This window comes from Paraburkholderia sp. 2C (genome assembly GCF_054589215.1).
On the sequence record NZ_BAAILL010000032.1, the window covers coordinates 770,143 to 793,175 of the forward strand.

Annotated in this window: 22 protein-coding genes; 6 read left to right on the forward strand and 16 right to left on the reverse strand. The window is 64.3% G+C overall.

Annotation, left to right across the window (positions count from 1 at the left end):
• The first annotated feature begins 92 nt into the window (after nt 1–92).
• Both ACYPXD_RS11765 and ACYPXD_RS11770 read left to right on the forward strand, forming a co-directional pair.
• A complete protein-coding gene (locus ACYPXD_RS11765; protein ID WP_459711071.1) occupies nt 93–1,301 on the forward strand; it encodes a pyridoxal-phosphate-dependent aminotransferase family protein in 1,209 nt (402 codons plus the stop codon).
• Nucleotides 1,302–1,306: 5 nt separating this feature from the next.
• Nucleotides 1,307–2,275 carry a LysR family transcriptional regulator gene (locus ACYPXD_RS11770; protein WP_459711073.1) on the forward strand — a complete coding sequence of 323 codons (969 nt, stop codon included), beginning with the start codon at nt 1,307–1,309 and terminating at the stop codon, nt 2,273–2,275.
• A 72-nt stretch (nt 2,276–2,347) separates the two neighbouring features.
• Here ACYPXD_RS11770 and ACYPXD_RS11775 read toward each other — a convergent pair whose 3' ends face one another.
• The 5 genes from ACYPXD_RS11775 to ACYPXD_RS11795 form a co-directional block, all read right to left on the reverse strand.
• A complete protein-coding gene (locus ACYPXD_RS11775; protein ID WP_459711075.1) occupies nt 2,348–4,006 on the reverse strand; it encodes a thiamine pyrophosphate-binding protein in 1,659 nt (552 codons plus the stop codon).
• Complete coding sequence (locus tag ACYPXD_RS11780; protein WP_459711077.1) at nt 3,999–5,240, reverse strand: MFS transporter; 1,242 nt, start codon at nt 5,238–5,240, stop codon at nt 3,999–4,001. The genes ACYPXD_RS11775 and ACYPXD_RS11780 overlap by 8 nt, the downstream gene beginning before the upstream one ends.
• Before the next feature lie 316 nt (nt 5,241–5,556).
• Nucleotides 5,557–6,408: a c-type cytochrome gene (locus ACYPXD_RS11785; RefSeq protein WP_459711079.1), complete on the reverse strand. Its 852-nt coding sequence runs from the start codon at nt 6,406–6,408 to the stop codon at nt 5,557–5,559.
• A 116-nt stretch (nt 6,409–6,524) separates the two neighbouring features.
• On the reverse strand, nt 6,525–7,517 hold the full coding sequence (locus tag ACYPXD_RS11790; RefSeq protein ID WP_459711081.1) for a Gfo/Idh/MocA family protein: 993 nt from the start codon (nt 7,515–7,517) through the stop codon (nt 6,525–6,527).
• A gap of 181 nt (nt 7,518–7,698) precedes the next feature.
• Entirely contained in the window at nt 7,699–8,022 is a 324-nt protein-coding gene (locus tag ACYPXD_RS11795; protein WP_459711083.1) for a hypothetical protein, read from the reverse strand.
• 392 nt (nt 8,023–8,414) lie between these two features.
• Here ACYPXD_RS11795 and ACYPXD_RS11800 point away from each other — a divergent pair, with 392 nt between their 5' ends.
• Entirely contained in the window at nt 8,415–9,620 is a 1,206-nt protein-coding gene (locus tag ACYPXD_RS11800) for an L-dopachrome tautomerase-related protein (RefSeq protein ID WP_459711086.1), read from the forward strand.
• A 6-nt stretch (nt 9,621–9,626) separates the two neighbouring features.
• Here the strand turns inward: ACYPXD_RS11800 and ACYPXD_RS11805 are convergent, their stop codons facing one another.
• Nucleotides 9,627–10,382, reverse strand: a complete 756-nt coding sequence (locus ACYPXD_RS11805; RefSeq protein WP_459711088.1) for a hypothetical protein — start codon at nt 10,380–10,382, stop codon at nt 9,627–9,629.
• A 320-nt stretch (nt 10,383–10,702) separates the two neighbouring features.
• Here ACYPXD_RS11805 and gspK point away from each other — a divergent pair, with 320 nt between their 5' ends.
• Nucleotides 10,703–11,710 (forward strand): type II secretion system minor pseudopilin GspK, encoded by a 1,008-nt coding sequence (gene gspK, locus ACYPXD_RS11810; RefSeq protein WP_459711090.1) that lies wholly within the window; start codon nt 10,703–10,705, stop codon nt 11,708–11,710.
• 32 nt (nt 11,711–11,742) lie between these two features.
• On the opposite strand, the gene ACYPXD_RS11815 is transcribed toward gspK, so the two are convergent.
• Complete coding sequence (locus ACYPXD_RS11815; protein ID WP_459711092.1) at nt 11,743–13,413, reverse strand: transposase; 1,671 nt, start codon at nt 13,411–13,413, stop codon at nt 11,743–11,745.
• Between the two features lie 193 nt (nt 13,414–13,606).
• Here ACYPXD_RS11815 and ACYPXD_RS11820 point away from each other — a divergent pair, with 193 nt between their 5' ends.
• A complete protein-coding gene (locus ACYPXD_RS11820) occupies nt 13,607–14,494 on the forward strand; it encodes a hypothetical protein (protein ID WP_459711094.1) in 888 nt (295 codons plus the stop codon).
• Nucleotides 14,495–14,639: 145 nt separating this feature from the next.
• On the opposite strand, the gene ACYPXD_RS11825 is transcribed toward ACYPXD_RS11820, so the two are convergent.
• The 7 genes from ACYPXD_RS11825 to gspG all read right to left on the reverse strand — a co-directional run bounded on the left by ACYPXD_RS11825 (nt 14,640) and on the right by gspG (nt 20,363).
• Nucleotides 14,640–15,644 (reverse strand): FecR family protein, encoded by a 1,005-nt coding sequence (locus tag ACYPXD_RS11825; protein ID WP_459711097.1) that lies wholly within the window; start codon nt 15,642–15,644, stop codon nt 14,640–14,642.
• A gap of 11 nt (nt 15,645–15,655) precedes the next feature.
• Nucleotides 15,656–16,210 (reverse strand): RNA polymerase sigma factor, encoded by a 555-nt coding sequence (locus ACYPXD_RS11830; RefSeq protein ID WP_459711099.1) that lies wholly within the window; start codon nt 16,208–16,210, stop codon nt 15,656–15,658.
• A 5-nt stretch (nt 16,211–16,215) separates the two neighbouring features.
• Nucleotides 16,216–16,971: a TonB C-terminal domain-containing protein gene (locus tag ACYPXD_RS11835; protein WP_459711101.1), complete on the reverse strand. Its 756-nt coding sequence runs from the start codon at nt 16,969–16,971 to the stop codon at nt 16,216–16,218.
• Nucleotides 16,972–17,170: 199 nt separating this feature from the next.
• The gene (gspM, locus tag ACYPXD_RS11840) at nt 17,171–17,683 is read right to left on the reverse strand and encodes a type II secretion system protein GspM (protein WP_459711103.1); all 513 of its coding nucleotides are present in this window, start codon (nt 17,681–17,683) and stop codon (nt 17,171–17,173) included.
• Nucleotides 17,647–19,146 carry a type II secretion system protein GspL gene (gene gspL, locus ACYPXD_RS11845; protein ID WP_459711105.1) on the reverse strand — a complete coding sequence of 500 codons (1,500 nt, stop codon included), beginning with the start codon at nt 19,144–19,146 and terminating at the stop codon, nt 17,647–17,649. The genes gspM and gspL overlap by 37 nt, the downstream gene beginning before the upstream one ends.
• 94 nt (nt 19,147–19,240) lie before the next feature.
• Entirely contained in the window at nt 19,241–19,732 is a 492-nt protein-coding gene (locus ACYPXD_RS11850) for a GspH/FimT family pseudopilin (RefSeq protein ID WP_459711107.1), read from the reverse strand.
• 121 nt (nt 19,733–19,853) lie between these two features.
• Nucleotides 19,854–20,363 (reverse strand): type II secretion system major pseudopilin GspG, encoded by a 510-nt coding sequence (gene gspG, locus ACYPXD_RS11855; protein WP_459711111.1) that lies wholly within the window; start codon nt 20,361–20,363, stop codon nt 19,854–19,856.
• A 224-nt stretch (nt 20,364–20,587) separates the two neighbouring features.
• On the opposite strand from gspG, the gene ACYPXD_RS11860 reads away from it, so the two are divergent.
• Nucleotides 20,588–20,995 carry a hypothetical protein gene (locus ACYPXD_RS11860; RefSeq protein WP_459711114.1) on the forward strand — a complete coding sequence of 136 codons (408 nt, stop codon included), beginning with the start codon at nt 20,588–20,590 and terminating at the stop codon, nt 20,993–20,995.
• A 56-nt stretch (nt 20,996–21,051) separates the two neighbouring features.
• Here the strand turns inward: ACYPXD_RS11860 and gspF are convergent, their stop codons facing one another.
• Nucleotides 21,052–22,269, reverse strand: coding sequence for a type II secretion system inner membrane protein GspF (gspF, locus tag ACYPXD_RS11865; protein WP_459711116.1), 1,218 nt, complete (start codon nt 22,267–22,269; stop codon nt 21,052–21,054).
• Nucleotide 22,270: 1 nt separating this feature from the next.
• Nucleotides 22,271–23,033, reverse strand: a 763-nt coding sequence (locus tag ACYPXD_RS11870; RefSeq protein WP_459711118.1) for a GspE/PulE family protein, incomplete at its 5' end; no start/stop codon positions are given.

Genomic DNA, 23,033 nt, shown 5'->3' on the forward strand with positions numbered 1-23,033 from the left:
CGGCGGCGAACCTCGCGCCGCGCCGCCGGGTTCGCCGTGCTGCAGAAGCCCATGCGCGCGCCAACCACATCAAAAAAGATCCGATTCGCGCCATGAACCCGAATCCCCCCACGACCGCCGGCATCAAACTTCTGCACACCCCGGGGCCCACCCACGTGCCCGACCTCGTGCGCAACGCAATGAGCGCGCAGCCATTCGATCTGAACGATCCGCGCCTCGCGGCCGTCATCGAAAACTGCGAACGCGGCCTGCAAAAGCTGCTCCATACGCAGCACGCAAACGTGATGATGTACACCGCGAACGGTCACGGCGCGTGGGAAGCCGCGATCGTCAATCTGCTGCCGCCCGGCGGCAAGGTGCTCGTCGCGGGCAGCGGGCACTTCAGCGAAACGTGGGCGCAAGCGGCGGAAGGCTGCGGCGCGCATGCGATCCGCACCGAAGCGCGTGCCGGCTCGCCGATCGATCCGGGCCTCGTCGAAGCCGCGTTGCGCGCGGACACATCGCACGAAATCGTCGCCGTGTTCGCCGTGCAGACCGACACGTCGACGGGCGTCACGAGCGACATCCGTGCGGTGCGGCAGGCCATCGACCGCGCGCGGCATCCCGCGCTGCTCGTGGTGGACGTGGTCGCGTCGCTGGCCGCGACACCGTTCGAGATGGACGCATGGGGCGTCAATGTCGCGATCGGCGCATCGCAGAAGGCATTGATGCTGCCGCCGGGCATGTCTTTCACCGCCGTCGACGAAAAAGCGCTGAGCGTCGCGCGCGACAATCCGACGCCGCGCGTCTACTGGGACTGGAATTTACGCAAGAGCCCGGTCGGCTACCGTAAATTTTGCGGCACGCCGCCCGAGAGCCATCTGATGGGCCTCGAAGTCTCGTTGCAGCTGATCGAGCGCGAAGGCTACGACGCGGTATTTGCGCGGCATCTACGCATCTCGCGTGCGGTCCACGCCGCCGTCGAGCGATGGGGCGAGCACGGCGCGCTGTGGCTCATGACGAAGGACCCGGCCGCGCGCTCCACGTCGATCACCGCGATCGGCGTGCGCGAAGACATCGACCCGACTCGGATCTACACCATCGCGCGCGAACGCTTTCATGTCGCGCTCGCGGGCGGCCTCGGACCGCACAGCGGCAAGGCATTTCGCATCGGGCACCTCGGCGACATCAACGAGGCGATGATTCTCGGCTGCCTCGCCGGCGTCGACGCGACGCTGCGTCTGTTGAATGTGCCGATCGGCGATGGCGCGCTCGAACGCGCGGTCGCGGTGCTCAACGCGCATATGCCGCCGGTGCGGTGACGCGCGTGAACTCCGACGACCTTGAACTGTTCGCGCGCGTCGCCAGAACGGGCAGCATCTCCCGCGCGGCGATGGAACTCGGCGCGAACCAGTCGACCGTGAGCCGCCGCATCGGCATGCTCGAAACGGAGCTTGGCGTGCGGCTCTTTCGACGCAGCGGCCGCGGCGTGTGGCTGACCGAACACGGCGAACAACTGCTCGGCTACGCGACGGCCCTCGAACGCACGTTGCACGAAGCGCGCGATGCGATGCGCAACACGGTCGGCCTCGGCCCGGCCAGCCTGTGCATCGCCGCGCAGCCGACCATCGCGCGCATCATGTTCGGCAGCCTCGGCCATACGCTCAAAGCGCGTTATCCGAACACGCGTGTGCGTTTTATCGAAGGCCTTGCAAGCCATATTCTCGGCTGGCTTGCCGATGGCGAAGTCGATCTCGCGATCATGTACGTGCCCGAGTTTCCGGGCTCGACGCAGTTCGATCTGCTGATGTCGGAACAGGTTTGCCTCGTCACGCCGCCCGATTTCGCGCAGCCGGAAGGCCCGGTCGACGTGCATATTCTGGCGAAAGTGCCGCTGATTCTGCCGAGCACGCATCACGGCTTGCGTGTGATGGTCGAAACGGTCGCGGCAAAGCACGGCTTTACACCCAACATCGCGCTCGAATGCGACGGTTCGATTTCGATCACCAAGCGGCTCGTACTCGCGAATTGCGGGTGCACGGTACTGCCCTCGGCGTCGGTGATCGAGGAAGTCGCGGCGAAACGGCTCAAGTGCTATGCGCTGCAAAACCCGGTGATTACCCGCGATGTCGCGCTCGCATGGCCGCAGAATCGCGTTATGCCGGAGGGGCTGTGGGACGTCGCGAATCTGATTCGCGCGCAGGCCGCCGAGCTGGTGAACAGCGGCGCGTGGCCAGGCACCACGCTGCATGAGGGTGCCGGCGCGCAGGATACGCGCCGGTCCAAGGCAAGCTAAGTCAGGCTAACGCGCACCGTCGCCACGCTTAACGGCCGCTCAATCTCCGCTCAGTTGCCGCTCAATTGCCACTCAATTGCCACTCAATCGCGCAACCGGCGTAATCTGCCGCGGGTCCGTGCGCAGCTCGATCAACGCGGCCACACCCGCACGCTGCGCACGCTCGAACGCCGCCGGGAAGTCTTCGGTCCGCTCGACACGTTCCGCGTGTGCGCCAAACGCCTTCGCAAAGGCGACGAAATCCGGATTGGCGAGATCCGTTGCCGATACGCGGCCCGGATATTCGCGCTCCTGATGCATGCGTATGGTCGCGAGCATGCTGTTATTCACGACGATCACGACAAGCGGCGCGCCGAACTGCATGGCCGTCGCGAGTTCCTGCGGATACATCATGAAGCAGCCGTCGCCGGCAAACGCGACCACCGTGCGCGCCGGATTCTGCAGCTTCGCCGCGATCGCGGCGGGAAAGCCGTAACCCATCGCACCGTTGGTCGGCGCCAGCTCGGTGGCCGGCCGCCGATAGCGGTAAAAACGATGCACCCACACCGTGTAGTTGCCCGCGCCATTCGCGATCACCGCATCGTCGGGCAGCACATCGTTCAGATGCGCGACGACTTGCCCGAGATCGACGCCCTTGATGTCCGCGTTCGGCTGCGGCGTCGAATGCGCGACATAGTCGGCGCGCGCCGCCTCGGTCCATGCGCGCCAGGGCGCAACGACCGGTTCGAGCTTGCCGAGCGCATGCGCAAACTCGCGCATCCCGGCATTGATCGGCAAACGCGCCTGAAACGTGCGCCCCAATTCCTGCGGGTCCGGATGCACGTGAACGAGCGTCTGCAGCGGCGCTGGACTTTGCACCACCGTGTAGCCCGACGACGTCGTTTCCGCCAGCCGCGAACCGACCACCAGCAGCAAATCCGCTTCGCGAGCCCGTTCCGCGAGCTTCGGCGACACGCCGAGCCCAAGCTGACCGACATAGTGCGGATCGCGATTGTCGAACAGATCCTGACGACGGAACGACGCCGCCACCGGCAGATTGTTCGCGACAATAAAGCGCTTGAACGCGGCGCTTGCTTCGTCATCCCAACCGGTGCCGCCCACCACGACGAGCGGCCGCTGCGCGGCGGCCAGCAGCGCATGCAATTCGTTCATCGAATCGGGAGCGGGCGCGGCCTGCGTCACGCGCACGGCAGGCGCGTCGCTTACCGTGCCTTCACCGAACAGCACGTCTTCCGGCAATGCCAGCACGACCGGCCCCGGCCGCCCCGACAGCGCCACGCTAAACGCCTTCGCGACAATCTCGGGAATCCGCTCGAGACTGTCGATTTCCGTCACCCATTTCGCGAGGCCGCCGAACATCTGCCGATAGTCGACTTCCTGGAAGCCGCCGCGCCCGATAAAGCCGCGCTCGACCTGGCCGATGAACAGGATCATCGGCGTCGAATCTTCGCGCGCCGTATGCACGCCGTTGCTCGCATGTGTCGCACCGGGTCCGCGCGTAACGAAGCAGATGCCGGGGCGGCCCGTCAGCTTGCCGTACGCATCGGCCATATTCGATGCGGCGCCCTCGTGACGCGTGACGATCGTGCGCACGCCGTGCGCGTCGTGCAGCGCATCGAGCACCGCGAGGTAGCTCTCGCCGGGCACGCAATAAACCGTGTCCACGCCGTTGCGAACGAGCGCATCGACAAGAATCTTGCCGCCGTTGCGCGGGAGTGCGGTGTCAGACATGAACTTCAAGCTCCTGATTACGGGTTTCCGGAAGGAAGATCGCGACGATAAAAACGAGCACATACGACGCGGCCGCCCAGGCGCCGATCGACGGCGCGAGACCGAGCGACACGCTCGTCATGCCGACCGCCGCCGGCACGAGCGAACCGATGCCGCGGCCGAAGTTGTACGAGAAGCCGCCGGCGGTCGCGCGAATATGCGTGGGAAAGAGTTCGGTAAAGCACGCCCCCATGCCGGACACGATGCCCGACTGGAACAACCCAAGCGGGAAACCGAGCACGAGCAGCACGGACATCGGCAAATGCAGCCGCGTATAAGCGAGCACGGTCAGCGTCGCGCCGGCGGCGGACAGCGCAAACGTCGCGCGGCGTCCGATGCCGTCGCTCAGATACGCCATGCCGATATAGCCGCAGAACGAACCGAAGATATTCACGGCGAGATACATCGTCGTCAGGTTCACGGTCAGGCTTTGCGTCTCGCGCAGATAGGTCACGAGCCACGTGAGAATCGTGTAATTGCCGCCGAGCGCGCCGGCCGCCATCAACGAGGCGAGCAGCGTGCGCGTGAAGATGCCTCGCGCGAAGATCAGCCCGAACGTGCTGATCGTGCTGCTCTTCGCGCGGTACTTCGCGGTCGCCTCGAAGGCTTCCGATTCGTTGATGTTCCGGCGCATCCACAGCACGAGCAGGCCCGGAGCCAGGCCGAGCAGAAACAGCGCGCGCCATGCGAGAGATTCGGGCAGCACGCTATAAAGTACCCAGAACGCGAGCGCCGCCAGCGCATAGCCGACCGGCCAGCCGCTTTGCACCGAGCCGACCGCGCGGCCGCGAATGCGCCTGTCGACCACTTCGCCGATCAGAATCGCGCCGGCCGCCCATTCGCCGCCAAAACCGATGCCTTGCAAACTACGTGTCAACAGGAGCTGGTGAAAGCTGTTCGTGAATGCGGACAAACCGGTGAATAAGGAGAACCACAAAATCGCAATCTTCAGAACACGCACGCGACCGATACGATCCGCAAGCAGACCCGCGATCACACCGCCGACCGCGGAGGCAACCAGCGCCGAGGTGCCGATCACGCCCGCTTGCGCCTTGGTCATGCCCCACGTGGCGAGCAGCGTCGGGATCACGAAGGCGAACAGCTGGACGTCCATCGCATCGAGCACCCAACCGAGAAAGCAGGCCCAGAAAGTTCGGCGCTGGGCGGGCGCCATCGTGCTGTACCACCACTGCATTGCGTATCTCCGGTGCAAACAGGTTGCTTGTTGTTATGTCTGGCCTTCAGACGTCGCGCGTTCGCAGTCGCGTGCTGCTCGGCCGGTCATGTTTCTCGTGCCGCGAACGCTTAAAGGTGCCCGGAAGTATGCCGGTGAATGCTATTCGGACTCATGGCGTGCCATGCATACCAGCTTTGGCACCTATGCAATTTACACGAGGAGAGCGTAGCGACGCCCGGCGTAGCGACGCACGCAACGCGGCGCCTCGCAGGCGCCGCTTCGTCACGTGGAGTTGGGGAATCGAAAGGAAAGAGGAAACGCGAGGAGCGTGCGCCTACTGCTTCGCGCTCGCCATGGCGTGCAGGTACTTCAGCAATGCTTCGATATCCGCGTCCGAGATCACGGCAGGCCCGAAGCCGATCATCCGTTGTTCGGGCCACGTGCGCACCTTGTGCGGATCGCGGATCAGCGCGCGCAGGCCCGCGTCCTTGAAGTATTGCGTGACGTTCATCGGCTGGCCGAGATCGGGGCCGACATTGCCCGCGCCGCCGCCATTCATCTTGTGACACGCAATGCACTGCACGACGAACACATCGTGGCCGCGCTTGACGCCCGCGTCGCGCGCAAACTTCGCGGGCACGGCCAGTTGCGGCCAGCGGTGATCGGGGCTTTCGACGAGCGAAATGCGCGCCACCTTATATGGCCATTGCTCGCGGCTAACGCCCGAGCGCTCCGGAAACTGCCAGATCAGATAAAACGGCCCCGCAGACGAAGAGTCTTTCGGTAACGCCGGCCACGGATGCGCCGGGTCTTCCACGGCGAGCCATGCGACGGCGCCGTTTTTCGCGCCGCGTTCGACGAGCGTCAGCGGAATCTCGCTGACGAAGCCGTCGGTAGCCTGCACCTCGACGGTATCGAAGTGCGCTTCGGGATGGTTGCCGAGCAAGGCAAGCAGCGGCACCGCGCGATAGTCGACCTTATGATGATAGATATCGCCGCTGACGGTGCCGGTCAGGCTCACGCTTTTGTTGTCCGGCCTTGCGAGCAATTCGCTGGCGGTGAAGCTATGCTCGCCATCGCCGCTCTTCACGACAAGCGCAGGCGCATCGGCAAACGCCTGCGTGCCGGCCACGAGGCCGGCGCAACACAGCACGAAGGCGGCCGCGATCTTCACTCTATTTTTCATGGCATCAGACACATCGATCGCATTGAACTGCGGGCGTTGAACGGGGGGCATCCAGCACGGGCGCATGAACGTCGCATCGCGGCAGCAACGCGAACCCGCTCGCCCGCAGCAGTAACTTAGCTGGCGGCAAGCACCGGATCAAGCGTCACACGCTCGCCGGTCGCCGCGGATTGTACGATTGCTTCGCAAACAGCAACCACATGGTACGCATCGTCGAGCGGAACCGGAAACGGCGCGTGGCCTGTCACGGCGTCGGCGAACGCTTCGAGCTCCAGGCGCTCGATATCGACGGGCGCGTAATCGAATATCTGCGCGGGCGAATCGTTGCGCCGCGTCACCTCGAGCCGCGCAATGCCGCGCAATTCCGCATGCGCGGCGGAGCCGAACGCGTGCAGACGCCAGATCATCGGCGTCGCGAGCATCGTCGAAAGCGAAGCGGTCGCGCCGGACGCGAACTCGAGCAGCACCGCCGTCACGTCGTCGATCTGGGCGATCATCCGGCTCGACGAGACGGCCACCACGCTATGCACGGACCCGAGCAGTTCGATCATCGAGTCGAGCATGTGGATGCCGAGCCCGGTGAGCCCGCCGCACGGCACTTCCGCCGGATCGAGACGCCACGACCCCGCGGAATAGAAGCCGATCGCATTGGCCGAATAGTTCGCTTCGACGTGCAGCAGCGTGCCCAGATCGCCCGAACGTGCGCGTGACATCAGATCGCGCACGGCCGGCAGAAAGCGCCGGTTCATACCGACCGCGAGCACGACACCGGCTGCTTCCGCCGCGTCGATGCAACGCGCGGCCCACGCGCGATCGAGCGCGAGCGGCTTTTCGCAAAGCACATGTTTCCCGGCAGCCACGGCGTCGAGCACGTGGCGGGCGTGCAAACTGTGCGGCGTCGCGAGCACGACCGCGTCGATCGCCGGATTCGAGATCACGTCGTCGTAGTGATTCGTGAGCGGAATGCCGAGGCTATCGGCAAATTCCTGCGCCCGGCCGACGCGCCGCGTCACACCGGCCACAAACTGGATCTTGCTGCTTCCCTGAAGCGACAACGCGAGCCGTTGTCCCCATCTGCCCATGCCGACGATTGCCGCGCGAACCGTCATTCGCGCCTCCCGGCATGCTGGTTCGTCTTTTGATTGTTCAGCGTGGGCATCGATGGTCCTCTTCCGTTCGCGTGCGGACGAAGATGTGCCGTCCGGCCTTCTTTTAAACGCCTGGCGCCGATGTTTATTCCGGGGCAAGCGAGCGAGCGAGCGGCAGAGCACAACGTTTCGATGCAACGGCTCACTGAAGCTTGCCCTCGCCGTCATCGCAGTGGCGAACCGCGGTCACGATCGCTTCCTCGCTGCCGGAGAACGCGTCGACGACTGCGTAGATACCGCCCGCATGGTCGCTTGCCATACCGCTATCGACGCGCCCATCCCACACCTGGTCGCGCAACGACATAGCCGACGACGCTTCGATACGGGCCGCACGCTGTTCGTGCCAGAGCGCCGCGCCACCGGCGACCGCGAGCACAACCGCAACGGCCGCGCCCGCCGCGAGCACACGCTGAACAAGGGTCTTGCCCTTCTGCCGCAAAACCGGACTGACTTGATCGATCCACATTTCCCGACTCCACTGCAATGCAATTGACTGACAGGCGACGCGCCCGCGGCCATGCATCTGCAAAAAACGGGCGAAGCGTTGCCGATTTCAAGCAGCGCGTTGCGCGGCGGGCGTAAGCGGAAAAGTGCGGGCATTCAGCAGACGTGACGGCGAACCGCAAACGGTTTTGCAGGCAGCAACAGTTCGCGCTGAAGTGTTGGCGCGTGGCATACACGGCAAACCGCCGGTGTCGGTTCGTTACGCCATACGCGCCTTTCCATTTTTGCCGGGTAACAAGACGAGACGTCCGAGCATGCATCTGCGACAGAACGCAAAGCGGCGAACTGCTTCAATCGGGTATCGAGCGCTGGGTGGGCATGCGCGTGCAACGCAATCAATCAGGCAGGTGCAGCATGACCTTCGACAGATATGCAACGGCGGCGGCAGCCGTCATCGTGCTCGCCGCGTTGCCCTGGCTCGCGCACGCGCAAAGCGCCGCGCGCGGCGATGGCGCATCGCTGCCCGAGGAGCGCTCGATCGGCCATCTCGAGCCTGTGCACGAGTTCTATGGCGCGATGCCGTCCGGCGTCGCCAAAGCGCCAAACGGGCGCCTGTTCGTCAACTACCCGCGCTGGGGCGACGACGTGCCGTTCACGGTCGGCGAGATTGTCGACGGGCGCGTCGTGCCGTATCCGGATGCGCAGATCAATCGGCCCGACCCGATGCATCCGGCGGCGACGCTGCTGAGCGTGCAGAACGTCGTCGCCGATTATCGCAACCGTCTGTGGATACTCGATACCGCCGCGCCGAAATTTGCGCCGCCCGTGCAGGGCGGCGCGAAACTCGTCGCCGTCGATCTCGCCACCAACAAGGTGGTGAAGACCATCGTCTTCAAGCCGAAGGTGCTGCTGCCGCAGTCGTATATCGATGACGTGCGCTTCGATTTCCGCTACGGCAAGGCAGGCGTCGCGTATCTGTCCGATTCTTCGCCGGCGGGTCCGGGCGGCATTATCGTCGTCGATCTCGCGAGCGGCGACGCCTGGCGAACCCTGGAAGCGCATCCGGCCACGCAGGGAGACCCGGCGTTTGTGCCCGTGGTGGAAGGCATTGAAATGACCGAGGATGGTCCCAATGGCACGCCGCAAGCGGTCCATTTCGCGGCGGACGGTCTCGCGTTATCGGCGGACGGCGACATTCTTTACTTCTCGCCGCTATCGAGCCGTCATCTGTATTCGGTCGCGACACGGTTTCTGCGCGACCGCAACGCCGATGACGGCGAAGTCGAAGCGAGCGTGCGCGATCTGGGCGAGAAAGGCGCATCGGACGGACTGGCGTCCGATGCGAACGGCGCGGTGTATGCGGGCGACTACGAGCGCAACAGCATCCGCAAGATGCTGCCCGACGGCACCTGGGTAACGATCGCGCACGACCCGCGTATTCTCTGGCCCGACGCGTTGTCGATCGGCACCGACGGTTACCTGTATTTCACGGCGAATCAGCTGAACCGGCAGGCGCAGTTCAATCACGGCCGCGATCTGCGCAAGAAGCCTTATACGCTGTTTCGTATCAAGATCGATGCGCAGCCTTTGGAATTGAGGCCGCAAGCGTTAAACGAATAGCGCTTTTCACTCCTCCTCAACCGCCTTGTCGCGTTCGAGAAACTGTTCGAATGTGCGCATCTCGGCACGCCCTACCCCGCGCGACGCGAGGTCCGCAATACGGTCGATGCGCTCGACCCGTTCCCAACGAATGATCTCCGCGCTGGTCGGGAACGGCGTGCGAATCGCATCGCGATAGATCACGCGATATAAACGCGCCTCGGGCGCACCGCTACGCCACAAATCGTTCGCCGAGAGAATCCGCCCATCGAACCAGAAGCGCGTCCACATCGTCACGTCACCCTTGCGATGCTCGGCCATAAACCCCGCAAGCACGAGCAGCACATACGGCAGGTCGCGCTGGTCGAGCAGCGGATAGGCCCACACGTTCATCACATCCGCGTATTTGACGAGCGCGGTAAAGCGCTCGAGCGAAAGCGCCGGCGCCGTATGCCGCGCAATACGGAAATGCCGCTTCCAGTTGCACAGAAACTGCGCGCGATGCGCGCGCGCCGCATGCGGGTCGGGCACATGCGTGCCGATCTCGAAGCGCTCGAGCTGATAGTTTGTCGTGGTCAGGGGACAGCGCGCGGTGTCTTCTTCGCTGCGATGCTTGAAATAGCGATGGCCACGCCGCTGATGATGCGTCGGCACCAACACGCCCGAACAGAGCGGACAGCGCACCGTGCCGCCCTCCGCGTCGTCGGGAGCGGCGCCGTCGCGAAAGCCATAAGCTTCGATATAGCGTTCATCGAGCGGATGAAGCTCATTGTCCACAGTCATGACGCGCTGACGAAAAAGAACGGGTCCTCGACGGCGTAGCGGAGATCGCTAGTTATCCGGAATGATGGTCGGAAAGCAGGCGCTTGCAATGGTGGTTGCACTTGCGTTTGAAGTCGTGCATGCGGCCCTGCGTGCAGCCTGTTTGTCGCCACATCATAGCGGCCTAAGGTGTCATTTTTTTGCGAATTGTTCCGTAGCATTTTGTCAGCAACATTTGTCACGCTAAAGCAAAACTGCAGCCTCTATCATCTGTCAAGCGAGCCTGCTTTTTCTTTTTTCATGGCCGCATTCATCAAGCATCCGATCGAACGGAGCCGGCGATGCATCGATTGCCCCATACCCTTTCTATTCGTACGCTTAAGCAGTCGCACAAACGCGAGCGCGGCATCGCGATCGTCACCGTGCTGCTCGTGGTCGCACTCGCGGCAACGCTTGCGGCAAGCGTGCTATGGCGGCAACGCGTCGCGACACGCGACGTCGAGAACCAGCGTCTTGCGACCGAAACGATGTGGGTCGAGCGCGCGGCCGTCGAATGGGCGCGCGCGACGTTGCGTGCGCAGAGCTCGACCTCGAACGTCGCGTTCATCGGCCAGGAATGGTCGGCGCCCGTCAACGATGTGCAGCTGTCGAACCTGCTGCCGCGCGATGCGATCGCGGTCAACGGCGAACTCGCGAACGCGTGGATCTCCGGCCAGGTAGAAGACGCGCAAGCGAAGTTCAACCTGGCCGACCTCGTTTCGCGGCCCGGGCCGTCGCAGCCGTGGCGCATCGACGCGAGCGGCCTCGCCGCCTATAACCGGCTGCTGACCACGCTGTCGCTCGACCCGGCGCTCGCGCAGCCCACCGCCGACTACATCCTGCATTCGCTGCGCGACGGCACCGGTAGCGAGAACTGGCCGCTGCAACTCGTATCGGCGGCGGACCTGCGTCGCATTCCAGGCTACGACGCAAGCACCGTCCGGGCACTGACGCCGTTCGTCACCGTGCTGCCCGACATCACGAGAATCAACGTCAACACCGCACCCGAACAGACGCTGGTTGCGGCGATTCCCGGCATAACCGCGGCTCAGGCGCACTCGATCGCCGAGCGCCGCAACACCGCTTACTTTGTCAGCACCTCTGAAATCCCGGTACTGCTGGCTCCTCAGCAAGCGACCGCCACGCTCGCGGAAGGCGCGCTGATCGACGTGAACAGCGGCTATTTCATCGTGCACTGCCGGATCCACTCAGCGCGTATCAACACGCGCATCGATACGCTGATCGCGCGTTACGGCATCGGCGATTTCGCATGGACCTCGGTCATCTGGGTACACCGCGTGGCGACCTGACCGCGCCACGCAGCCCCGAACCATCCGCTCACTCAATTCACCGACGTCTTGCGCGGCGGCTCACGCAAGTCGCTTGCCGCGCTTGCATACCCGCCGAGCGCAAGCCGGTCGAGACTGCTTTCGCGAATCTCCGCCTTCATCCGGTTCCACTCTTCGACGGAGATCAGAAACGCGATCGCCTGCCCGTATTTCGTGACCATCACCGGCGCTTCCACGGCATCGCGCAACGCCTTCGACGGATTGCTGCTGAAGTCGCGCGTCGCCATCGCTACCGCGCGTTGCTCGGCAAGCGGCTCGGTATCGAGCTCGACCTTGCGCCGCTCGCAGCCCATCAGCACGTCGACCGTTGCGGCGCACATCATCTGCGCGGTTACCGCCCGCACTTTCGCTTCGCGCTGCTGCTTGCGCGTGCTGCGCGGATCGATATGCGCGGCAATCGCATCGACGAGCGGCGCGAGTTCGTGCGGCGTCATCCGGTCGTAGCGCTGCCACTGATCTTCCGCGAGCGCGACCATCATCCCCGCATAAGTCGCGGTAACGCCCGATGCGACATGCGACGGCAAGCGCTCGAATTCGCGTTCGTTCAACTCCTGCCGCGCACTGACCACACGCACGATCGCACTCAACACGTTGTATGCAAATGCGGCCACGCCGAACGTCAGCAACGCGGCACGCGGCGGCCCCGCCGACATCATTTCGCCGTTGAAAACAGGCTCGAGCGGCACCGGCAGCGTCGCGCTCCAATGACGGCACGACAGACGCGCAATCTCCTGCGCATCGAGCTGAGCGGCCGGCACGTTCGTCAGAATGCGGATGACGCGTTCGCCGTCTTCATTGCTGCGATCGAGCCGCAATTCGATGCGCCTGAACACAATCGATGCACCGAGTTCGTCGGCGATGCTCACCGGCTGCTCATACACCACGCCTGTTTCGATGCGCCCTTTTTCCACGAGACGATCGAGTTCGCGATGCTCGGGCGTGCAGCCATGCTCCTGCACGATAAACGCGCTGCCGCGGCGCGGCCATCCATTGAGAATCGCGCGCGTGCTGAAGCGCCGGTCGACAATCCATAGCTCGCCCGGCTGAACCGAGTCGAGCAGCGAGCCCGTGATCGCGCGTTCATGCGCGTCGTCGCGTTCGCACGGCACGAGGTCGACGATCATCGCGAGATCGGGGTCGTAGACAATCAGCGATTGCGCGGCAAGCGCGGCGCCACGCAATGCGTTGAGCGGCGTCACGACCGGCGCGCAGCCGTCCGGCCCGGGCGCGCATTGGGTCCCGGCCGGCAAGTGGCTGCTATGCAAGACGCGCAAGCGGTAACCCTGCACGGTCGCCGGGAGTGCGCGCTGCGGCGGCTGCGCAAGCGCGCACAAACGCTGCGCGCTATCGCGCACCAATGCACGGCCCCAGCCCGAACGCGTGCGGCTGATCCTGTCGTGCAGTGCGGTGATCGACGCCGGCCATTCGCGCGGTACGTGCGGAACAGGTAACGCGCGCGCCGCGTCGCTCGACGGGCGCCGCAATCGCGCCGACAGCGTCGACATCACCTCGACGGTGGTGCCGAACAGCGACTCGCGTAACAACAGGCTACCGCGCACGTCGACCTGTTCGAACAGATCGGCCACCCACTGCGCGTCGAGCGCGCATTGCAGCATCAGGCGCGCCATCAAGGTCATCGGGCTATGCTCAACAAAGCGTTGCATCACTGCGCGTATCACGTTATCGCCTCGTCTTTGTCTGGTGAAGCATGCGAATACACTGACACTGCCTGTTTACGTTGCCTGAATTGCTTGCGAAAGCGCCGGCGCTGCCGGCCCCTACTGATTGACCACCATTGACGATTCGTTTTCAGCGACTCAGCATCGTGACTGAGCGGACCGTCCTGGAGGCACCTGCATGTTCGTCGACCCACGCGTGGCCCACGGCCGCGCGAAATTCGAACTCAACCGCTCGCCCCGCCTGTTTGCCGATGAACGCCGCGGCAAGCTTACCGAGATCGTCATGAAAAGCCTCGACGACTTCACCGGCACACCGACGCGTCGCTCATTAATGCGCATGCTGTCGCATCAGGTCGCGCCGAAGCTCGAGCGTCTTGGCCTCGAGCCGTATGTCGGTACGTTCGGCAACGGCGAAGGCCTCTACGTCAACTTCGCGACGATGAGCGCCGAACACGGCCTGCGCGAATTCCAGTTGCAAGTCACCGTGCCCGGCCTCGTGCTCACCAGCTTCTCGTCGACCGCCATCCAACCGCATGCGGTCGCGCGCTGCATGCAGCGCAACGGCGTCATGTCGCTCGACGGCATCGAGCGCGAAACCGGCGCCGCGTTCGTGTTCGCGCGCACACTGCGTGCGTTAGCCCAGCTCGAACAATGGAAGCAGGCCGTCGTACCGACCGCGAACGGCCTCTTTGTCGGCGACGTGGTCGACAACGGCGACTTCCATCTCAAGACCTATTTGCGTCCGTCGTCCAACGGGCGCCCTTCGCGGTGGAGCGGCATCTTCGACCTTTTTTCCACCATGCCCGCCTGGACTCTCTCTCAGATTCATGACGGCAGCGATCTACTGCACTGGATGATCGACGAGATCGTCGCCTTGCGTAAAAGGGCCGCGCTCGCCGAGCGTTTTCCATTTCTGCTCAAGCCCTACGAAAGCGCCGACGATCCGCTCGACGCCGCGTGGCACGCCGCACCCGGCGCGGCGGCGCAGCCCGCGGCGAGCGCAGACGCGCCGTCCTTGCCGCCCGCGACGGGCAGCAATAAGGAAGCATCGCGTCGACCATCGTGAACGCTTGAAGAGGGCCTACATAGACAAGGTCGAAAGCACGCGGCAAAACCCGCAGACTTTTCAGCGCGTACCGTGTCGGGGTCCGGCTTGGGGCCTGGATCAGGACCGGGGTTGGGATCTTTCGACAGACAGGGAATAGAAGGCGCTAGCTCAGCAGAACGATATTGCCGGGCAGCTGCGTGATATGCGCGCCATAGAGCTTGCCGAGCATGCCGACCACATCGTTGAGCTTCGCGATCGGGAACTGCGCCTGGATACGGTTATCGCCCAGCGACGCATTGCGCAGAATGATTTTGCCGGGCCGGTAGCGGTTGATCTCGTCGACCACTTGCGACAGGGGCACGCCGTTGAACACGAGCACGCCGCGGCGCCACGACGTGATAACAGATGGATCGACACCGGACACCGTTTGCACATCGCGATCGTCATAGACGATCTGCTGCGACGGCTGCAGCACCATGCGCCGGCGCGGATGTTCGAAGGCGACCGTACCCGAAACGCACGTCACACACACCTGGCCGCCCACGCGCTTGATATCGAAGCGCGCAACCTGCGCCTGCATCTTGCCCTTGCCCGCCACCACCGCGACGGTACGCAACGGGCCCGCATAACCGGCCGGCGGCTGCGAGGCAACGATTTCCGCTTCGCCCGCGACGAGCTCGACGCCATGCATCGTGTCCTGCACGGGCAGCCGGTCCATGCGCGTCTGCGTATTCATTTCGATGGCCACGCGATCCGACAGCACAATGCGGCGCTGCTCGCCGGTGCCCGTGCGCCAGTCGGCGGCGAAGTCACCGAGCGCGGGCCACAGCTGCATCGGCGGCTTGATCGCGAGCCACGATGCGCCGGCCGCGAGCGCGAAGCCAACGAATGCGCGACGGCCGGGGCGCAGCGGATGGGCCGGGTGGCGGCCGGCATGGCCGCGCCACGCGTTGCCGTTTGCGCGCTCTTCGGCGGCGATTTCCGCAGCCGCGCTGCGCAATGACGTCCACGTGCCGCGCAACAGCTGCGCGGTTTGCGGATTGGCTTCGCACCACTGCTCGAACGCCCGCTTCTCGTCCTCGCTCGCGTCGCCGGAGCGCAAACGGACGAGCCACGCACTGGCTTGGGCGTGGACGTCGGTCGCGGCGTCGGCGTCGGCTTTGTTCATTGGTAGCGTGCTCAAAATTTCCTCGGGCCGGCAGTCGATCCCGCATACGGATCGCCGGCTTCCTGCATGCGCTTCAGGCAGTACTTCATCGCCGCACTCAATTCGCTTTCGACGAGGCGCAGCGAAATGCCGAATTCTTCCGCAATTTCACGGTTCAACTGCCCTTCCACACGGGCGGCCAGCAGAATCGCACGGCGCCGCGGCGTCAAACCACGCAGAATTTCCTTCAGCGCTTCGACCTTGCGGCGTGCAGCTACGATCCGTTCCGGGTCCGCGAGTTCATCCGGCAGTTCGAGTAACCGCTCGACATCGTCTTCGTCGTGCTCGTGGCGCCGCTCGCGGCGATGCTGATCGATCACCACGTTATTGGCCATGCCGAGCAGATACGCATCGGCGTTCGCGACCGGCGTCGCAATGTTCGCGCTTTCGAGGCGCAGCCATGTTTCATGCAAGGCATCGGCCGCGCCGTCCTTCGAACCGGTTACGCGCTCGAGCCGCTTGGCCAGATACGCGTAACGCGAGACGAGCAGCTTCCTCAGTGCCTGCGCACGGCTGGTGTCGGACATGGCCCTTAACCTCGCTTTTCCGCCGGCGGGCAATTGATATGCACGCCATTGCCGGACGGCCGTAACAGAATCGTCACAGGCTCGGGCAGTCCGGGCGGCGGCGCCGCATCGAACTTCAGGGTGCGCAGCGCTGCTTCGATCGCCGCATCGCGCCGCGGCGAACCGCTCGATGCGATCAGTTCCGTGGCGCTGACCGTGCCTTTGTCGTCGATGCGCATTTGCGCGACGAGCCGGTAATTGCCGGGGCGCGTCGCGTCCTGTGCACACAAGGCGTCGGTCAGGCGTTCCTGGATCATGGCCGCATAGGCGCGCTGCGCGCCGTCTTCGCCGAGGCCGTCGACGGGCAGCGCAATCGGCAATGGTTGCGTCTGCACCGATCCGGACGCCGTAACGTCAGGCGCGGCGGATGCGGTCTGCGCGACGATCATCGCTTCTTCCGGACCGGAAAAATCGGCTTGCAGGCCAGTGCCTTCGAGCACGCGCGTCAGCGCGTCGTGAGGCGCGAAGTCACCGCTCACTGCGGCGCTCGTCCTTCCTTCAAGCAGCGGTGCGGGCGCAAGCAAGACCATTTCGGTCATGCGACCGAAGGCCTGGAGCGTCAACGCAAGCGGCTGGGCGGGAAGTTCGAAATGCATGGTGCTTGCGGACGGACTCCGGACAGATTCGGCGTCCTCTGCCTGGGCGCCGCGCATCAGCAGCGCGCACAGCATGAGACATGCGACCAGCGTGACGACACTGGTCGGTGCCCGGGAATCTGTCATGAATGAAAAGCCGGAAAAGAGGGGGCGGCGTGCCGCGCCGTCGCCGCGACCTCGACACAGATGTCGACAGTGCAGCTGGACGACGTATCGTATGTACTGAATGTGACACTCAGAAGTCAACGAACGAGGCGTTCTGACGTGGTTCGCATAGTGGGACGAAGCATCGGCGCGGGCCGATTGCTGAGTCGGCCGCACGATGTCATGGCTCCAGTGTCGGTTGTAGCGCGGCCGAAATCGTGACCTGCCCGGGCTTGTCTTCGGCGCTTGCGCGCACACTGATCACGCGCACGTGATCGTCGCGGCGCACCTGATCGAGCCACATCATCCATGTCGCGAACGGCACGCCCTTCGCATCGATCTGCACGCCTCTGCCGAGCACCGTCAGTTTTGCATCGGCAATACCGGTTTGCTGCAGCGACGCATCGAGTGCGTCGCGCAACGCGGCGCCGGTCGGCGCGCGCCGCGCGGCGGCCGCTTTCAGATGGCGCGCCTGTTCGACTTGCCCGCGGATATCGGCGAGTTGCGCTTCGAGTTGCGGCAGGCTCGCCGCGATCTGCGCGCGGCCGTCGAATGCCGGCTCCCACAGCACGTTGTAGACAATCGCGGCCAGCGCGACCGAACCGCCGGCGAACAGCAGCTTCTGCTCGCGCGGCGGTCGCTCGCCGAACCAGCTTTTCAGCGGGATGAGCGCTGCGCGGATCTGATTGACCATTTGCCGTTGTCCTCCTGTGCGGACAGGCCTTGCGCGGCGAGCCGCCGCGTGAGCCCGTCGCTGTCGACTGTCGTGCCCGGTTTGAACGTGAGGTCGAGCGTATTGCTGTTGTAGTCGAGGCCCGCGATCGCGCTCGATGGGATCGCGCCCAGCGCGCGCGACAGGCCAGATGCGAGCACCGTGAAGTCGTCCGGGCGCAGTTCGCCGGCCGCGCTGCGCAAGCGCGCGAGACCGGCGGCCATTTGCGCATGCGGGTCGAGAATCACGGTCGCGTCGGGGAACGCGGATTTGACGAGCTCGGTCATTTGCGCGTTTAACGCGTCGCGGCGATGACGCAGCTGGAACCATTGCACGTTGATGGCGACGAGCGACATGATTAGCGCTGCAGCGACGAAGCCGATTGCGATGCGCCAAGGTTTGAGGCCGCCGGCGCCCGCGCGCGCGCGGCCGCCGTTGGCGAACTCGAACTGGCAGAGGTCGAAGCGGCAGGCTAGCGCGTCGCGGGCCAGCGATGGCCAAGGGAGCGTCAGGGCTGCTAGCGGGAAGGCGGTTGAAGTTGAGCTCGACGCCTCTTCGAGCGCCAGCGAATACACCACCAGGGGCTGGCGCTTCGCAAGTTCGGCGATCGTGGCGTCCAGTTGCGCGGCGCGGATTGTCATGCCGAAACCGAGCATGCCTTGCCGGACCGCGATTTCTAAATACTCTTCGCCATCACTCGTGATGATCGTGTCAGCGCCGGCCGGGTCGTCGATCGCTTTCCCGACGGCTTCGGCTCCGCTGATGCTGTTGGCCTCGCTATTCAAGCGCCGCCGGATGCCATGCCGCACGATCAGTGCGCTTGCGGCTAAGTCAGTGCTCGCTTCGGCTTCATCTGCAGCGGCATTGTTCGGGTCTTCGGAAGCGCCTTCTTCCGATTGGAATAGCGCATCGCTTTCGCCCGCATCGCTTTCGCCCGCTTCGATTCTGGCCTCCTCGCGCTGCACTTCGCGGGCCCGTTGCGCTGCCGCTTGCGGCGCGCCGAGCAACGGAATGCAATGAATCAACGGCACGGCACGCAGCTTTCGATGTCCGGCCGCGGCGAACCGCTCGATCACGCCCGCAAACCAGTCGCGCTCGACAATCGCGGCGCATCGCTCGCCTCGCTGATCGGCGTGCGGCCCGACTGCGATGTGGCTGCCTTGCGCGTCCTGAATCAGATGCTCTTCGACGACATTCGGCAGCACACGACGCAAACGCGGGCCCGTGACCGGCGGCAGATTGATCTTCAGCAAAAGCGTATCGCGCGCGGCGACGACGAGCACCGTCGTGATCGCGCGCGGCAATTTGGCAAGCAAAGCGTGTCCGACTCGCGTGGTCTCGCCATTGCGATCGAGCAAGGCGAATGGCATCGGCATGGCATCGATGCCATTCGCCGATGCAGCTTGCGCATCGGCGGACGGCAATAGCACGATCAGGCTCGACATAGCGAAGCCTCCTCACGCTTGCACTCACGCGAGTCCTTGCGCTCGCATCTGCGCTTTAGCCGAACGCGATACCGCACGCGACCGCATGGAATGTTCATGGCCGCCGTACCGCAAAGTTGCCGATGCCGGTGCCGACCACCAGCAGGCTTACCGCACCGGATTGAAGCGTAATCGTCACCGGCACCTCGATGCTTTCGTCGCCGAATACGACGCGTTGAATGCCCGCGCCGCCCGTATAGTGAATCGACACGCCCGTGACCTCGGTGTCCCATCGATGCGGACCGAGCACGTCGTCGTTCAACGGCAACCATTTGCCGCTTTCCGCGCGCTGGAAGAAGCGATAGCCGCCGTCCACCGGTTCCCATGCAATCGATGCCGATCGCACTTGCGCTTCGTCATCCGCGGATTCGAGCAGCGTCGCGAGCCGCTGCGCTTCCTCGTTCAGATCGGTGCGTTTGTTGCGCGACGGCGCGAGCGCGACGACGGCGATCAGCAGACCCGCAATCATCAACACCACGAGCATCTCGATCAGCGTGAAGCCGCGCGACGATTTGCGGTGCGCTTTGTGGTTCGCTTTGCGGTTCAATATGCGCCCCGTTGCGCCAAGCCCGCGCTGCCCGCTGCCGGCTATCGGCAAGCGCCGTGGCGCGCGACACGGCTGCCCGCCGGCTACGAGCGAGCTTCGCGATGACAGGTGACGCGTGCGCCTACTGCCACGATCCGATGTCGGCATCGTTCGCCTCCCCGCCTGCCTTGCCGTCCGCGCCGTAGCTGAACACGTCGATTTCGCCGTGCACGCCCGGGCTCAGGTACTGGTACTGATTGCCCCACGGATCGTTCGGCAAGCGCTCGAGATAACCGCCCGATTTCCAGTTGTTCGGCACCGGGTCCGTCGTCGGTTTTTCGACGAGCGCGTGCAAACCCTGTTCGCTCGTCGGATAGCGGCCGTTATCGAGCCGGTACAGATTGAGCGCCTGCATCATCGTGCCGATATCCTGCTTCGCGGCGACGCGGCGTGCCTCATCCGGCCGGCTCATGATCTTCGGCACGATCAGCGCAGCGAGAATGCCGAGAATCGCGATCACGACCATGATTTCGATCAGCGTAAAGCCGCGCTGCGCGCGTGCGCGCCGCGTGTGACATGCACGCCACGTGCCAGCGCGGGTGCGCGAAAACGCTTCAACCGCTTGTCCTTCAGGCATATTCGAACCAGTCATCACAAGTTCACCCTCTCGTCCAAAAATACGGTTACGCGTTGTGTTGCGTGCGGATGCAAGTCACATTGCTCTGCGCTTAGTTCATCGCTCGGTGCATCGCTCAGTGCATCGCTCAGTGCATCCACTCATCAGCTTCAGCCGATGTCGTTTATCTCGACGTCGTTCACACGGTTCAACCAGCGGGAATTCACGCCATGCTTCGCATCAACTTCACGCATCGGTTCATGTCCTTGCCCTTGCTCGGCACGCTCGCAGCCATCGTGCTGTTCATTGCGGTGCTCGCGTGGTGGGCCCATGTTTTCATGGCACCCGCGCCGGCCGCACCGGCTCAGCCCGCGCCGGCCGCCGCGCTCGATACCGCTGCGGGCGCGACGCTGTTCGGCTCGCAGCCCGACCAGGGCCCGCGCGATACGGTGCAACTGCTCGGCGTCCTGTCGTTCGATGCGCATCACGGCGCAGCGGTCGTCAGCATCGGCGGCGAGCCCGCGCGCGTGGTCCGCGTGAACGGCAAGCTCAACGATTCGACGACGCTTAGCGAAGTGCGCGCGCACTCGATCATCGTTAAGCGCGGCAGCTTGCAGCGCGAAATCTCGCTGCCGGCTGTCGAGAATCCGAGCGCGTTCGTACGCTAGCCATTCGCCAGATTCGCTGGAAGCGCGGTTCGACGCGTCGCAAGTTGAACCGAGCATCACTGCACCATGTTGTTCAGTTCGATGATCGGCATCATGACCGCGAGCACGATCACGAGCACCACGCCGCCCATCGCGAGAATCAGCAGCGGTTCGAGCAGGCTTGTCAGGAACATCGTGCGGCGTTCGAGTTCGCGCGATTCGCCTTCGGATGCGCGGTCGAGCATCGTCGTTACGTCGCCGGTGGCTTCGCCCGAGCGGATCAAATGCACGAGCACCGGCGGGAATGTCTTCGTATTGCCGAGCGCGCGCGACAGCGACGTACCTTCGCGCACGCGCACGATCGCATCGTCGATGCTGGCGCGCATGGCGCGGTTGCTCAACGTTTCGCCGGCTGCCTGGAGCGCGCGCAGGATCGGCACGCCGGCGGCGGTCAGAATGCCGAGCGTACTTGCGAAACGCACCGTGTTATAGCCGCGCACGAGCTTGCCGAATAGCGGCGAGGTCAATGCCCATTTGTCGAACGCGAGCCGCGGCCCTGCTTGCTTGAGAATGCCGCGCACGATCCACACCGTCAGCGCCACGCCGATCAGCGCGGCCCACCACCCGTGGCGCACGAAGTTCGAAAGCGCGAGCATCGCGACGGTCAGAAACGGCAACTGCTGTTTCGTGCTGGTAAACACGTTCGCGACTTGCGGCACCACATAACTGAGCAGGAACGTGACGATGCCGAACGCGATAATCGTCACGACCGTCGGGTACGTGAACGCAAGCACGATCTTCTGCTTGAGCGCATTGCTCTGCTCGATATAGTCGGCAAGGCGCGCCAGTACGAGGCCGAGCTTGCCCGTATGCTCACCGGCCGCGACCAGCGCGCGATAGATGTCGGGAAAGTCACGCGGATGCTGCGACAACGCATTCGCGAGCGAATGGCCGCCGACTACTTCGGACCGGATCGCCGCCATCAGTTCGCGCACGTAATCGCGTTCGGCCTGTTCGCTAAGCACGGTTAGCGTTTCGCTAAGCGGCAGGCCCGCGATCAGCAGACTCGCAAGCTGGCGCGTGAGAATTGCCTGCTCGCGCTGCGACAGCTTGCGGCCCAGCGACAAACGTTGGCTGCGCTCGCCTTGCGATCGCTGCGCCGCCAGTTCGACGACGAGCGGCGTCAATCCTTGCGCACGCAACTGACTTCGGCCCGCTCGCGCGCTGTCCGCATCGAGCACGCCCTTCAGCGTTTTGCCTGCCGCGTTGATCGCTTCGTAACGGAATGCCGACATGTCATTCTCCGCCTGTCACGCGCAACACTTCTTCAAGGGACGTGAAGCCCGTCGAGAGCCAACGGTTCGCATCCTCGCGTAATGTGCGCATGCCCTGCTTGCGACTGGTCGCGAGGATTTCTGCATCCGATGCGTTGCGATGAATCAACGATGTGATTGCGTCGTCAACCAATAGCAGTTCGTAGACGCCGCGCCGCCCGGCGTAGCCCGAGTGCCCGCATTTGTCGCAGCCGACCGCATGCCATTGCTTGTGGCCGTCTTCTTCGCGCTCTTCCTTGCACACGGGGCACAAGCGGCGCACGAGACGCTGCGCAAGCACGCCCAGCAGCGACGACGCCAGCAGATAGGGCTCGACACCCATATCGGTGAGACGCGTGACGGCCGAAGCCGCATCGTTCGTGTGCAGCGTCGCGAGCACGAGGTGGCCCGTCAGCGAGGCCTGCACCGCGATCTGCGCCGTTTCGAGGTCGCGGATTTCGCCGATCATGATCACGTCCGGATCCTGACGCAAAATCGAGCGCAAGGCGCGCGCGAACGTCATGCCGATCCGCTCGTTGACCTGCGTCTGGCCGATGCCGGACAGGTCGTATTCAATCGGGTCCTCGACGGTCATGATGTTGGTCGTGGCCGTTTCGAGGCGCGACATCGATGCGTAGAGCGTGGTCGTCTTGCCCGAGCCGGTCGGGCCCGTGACGAGCACGATGCCGTGCGGGCGCCCGATCAGCTTGTCGAACTGGCCGAGCGTGTCCTGCGCCATGCCGAGC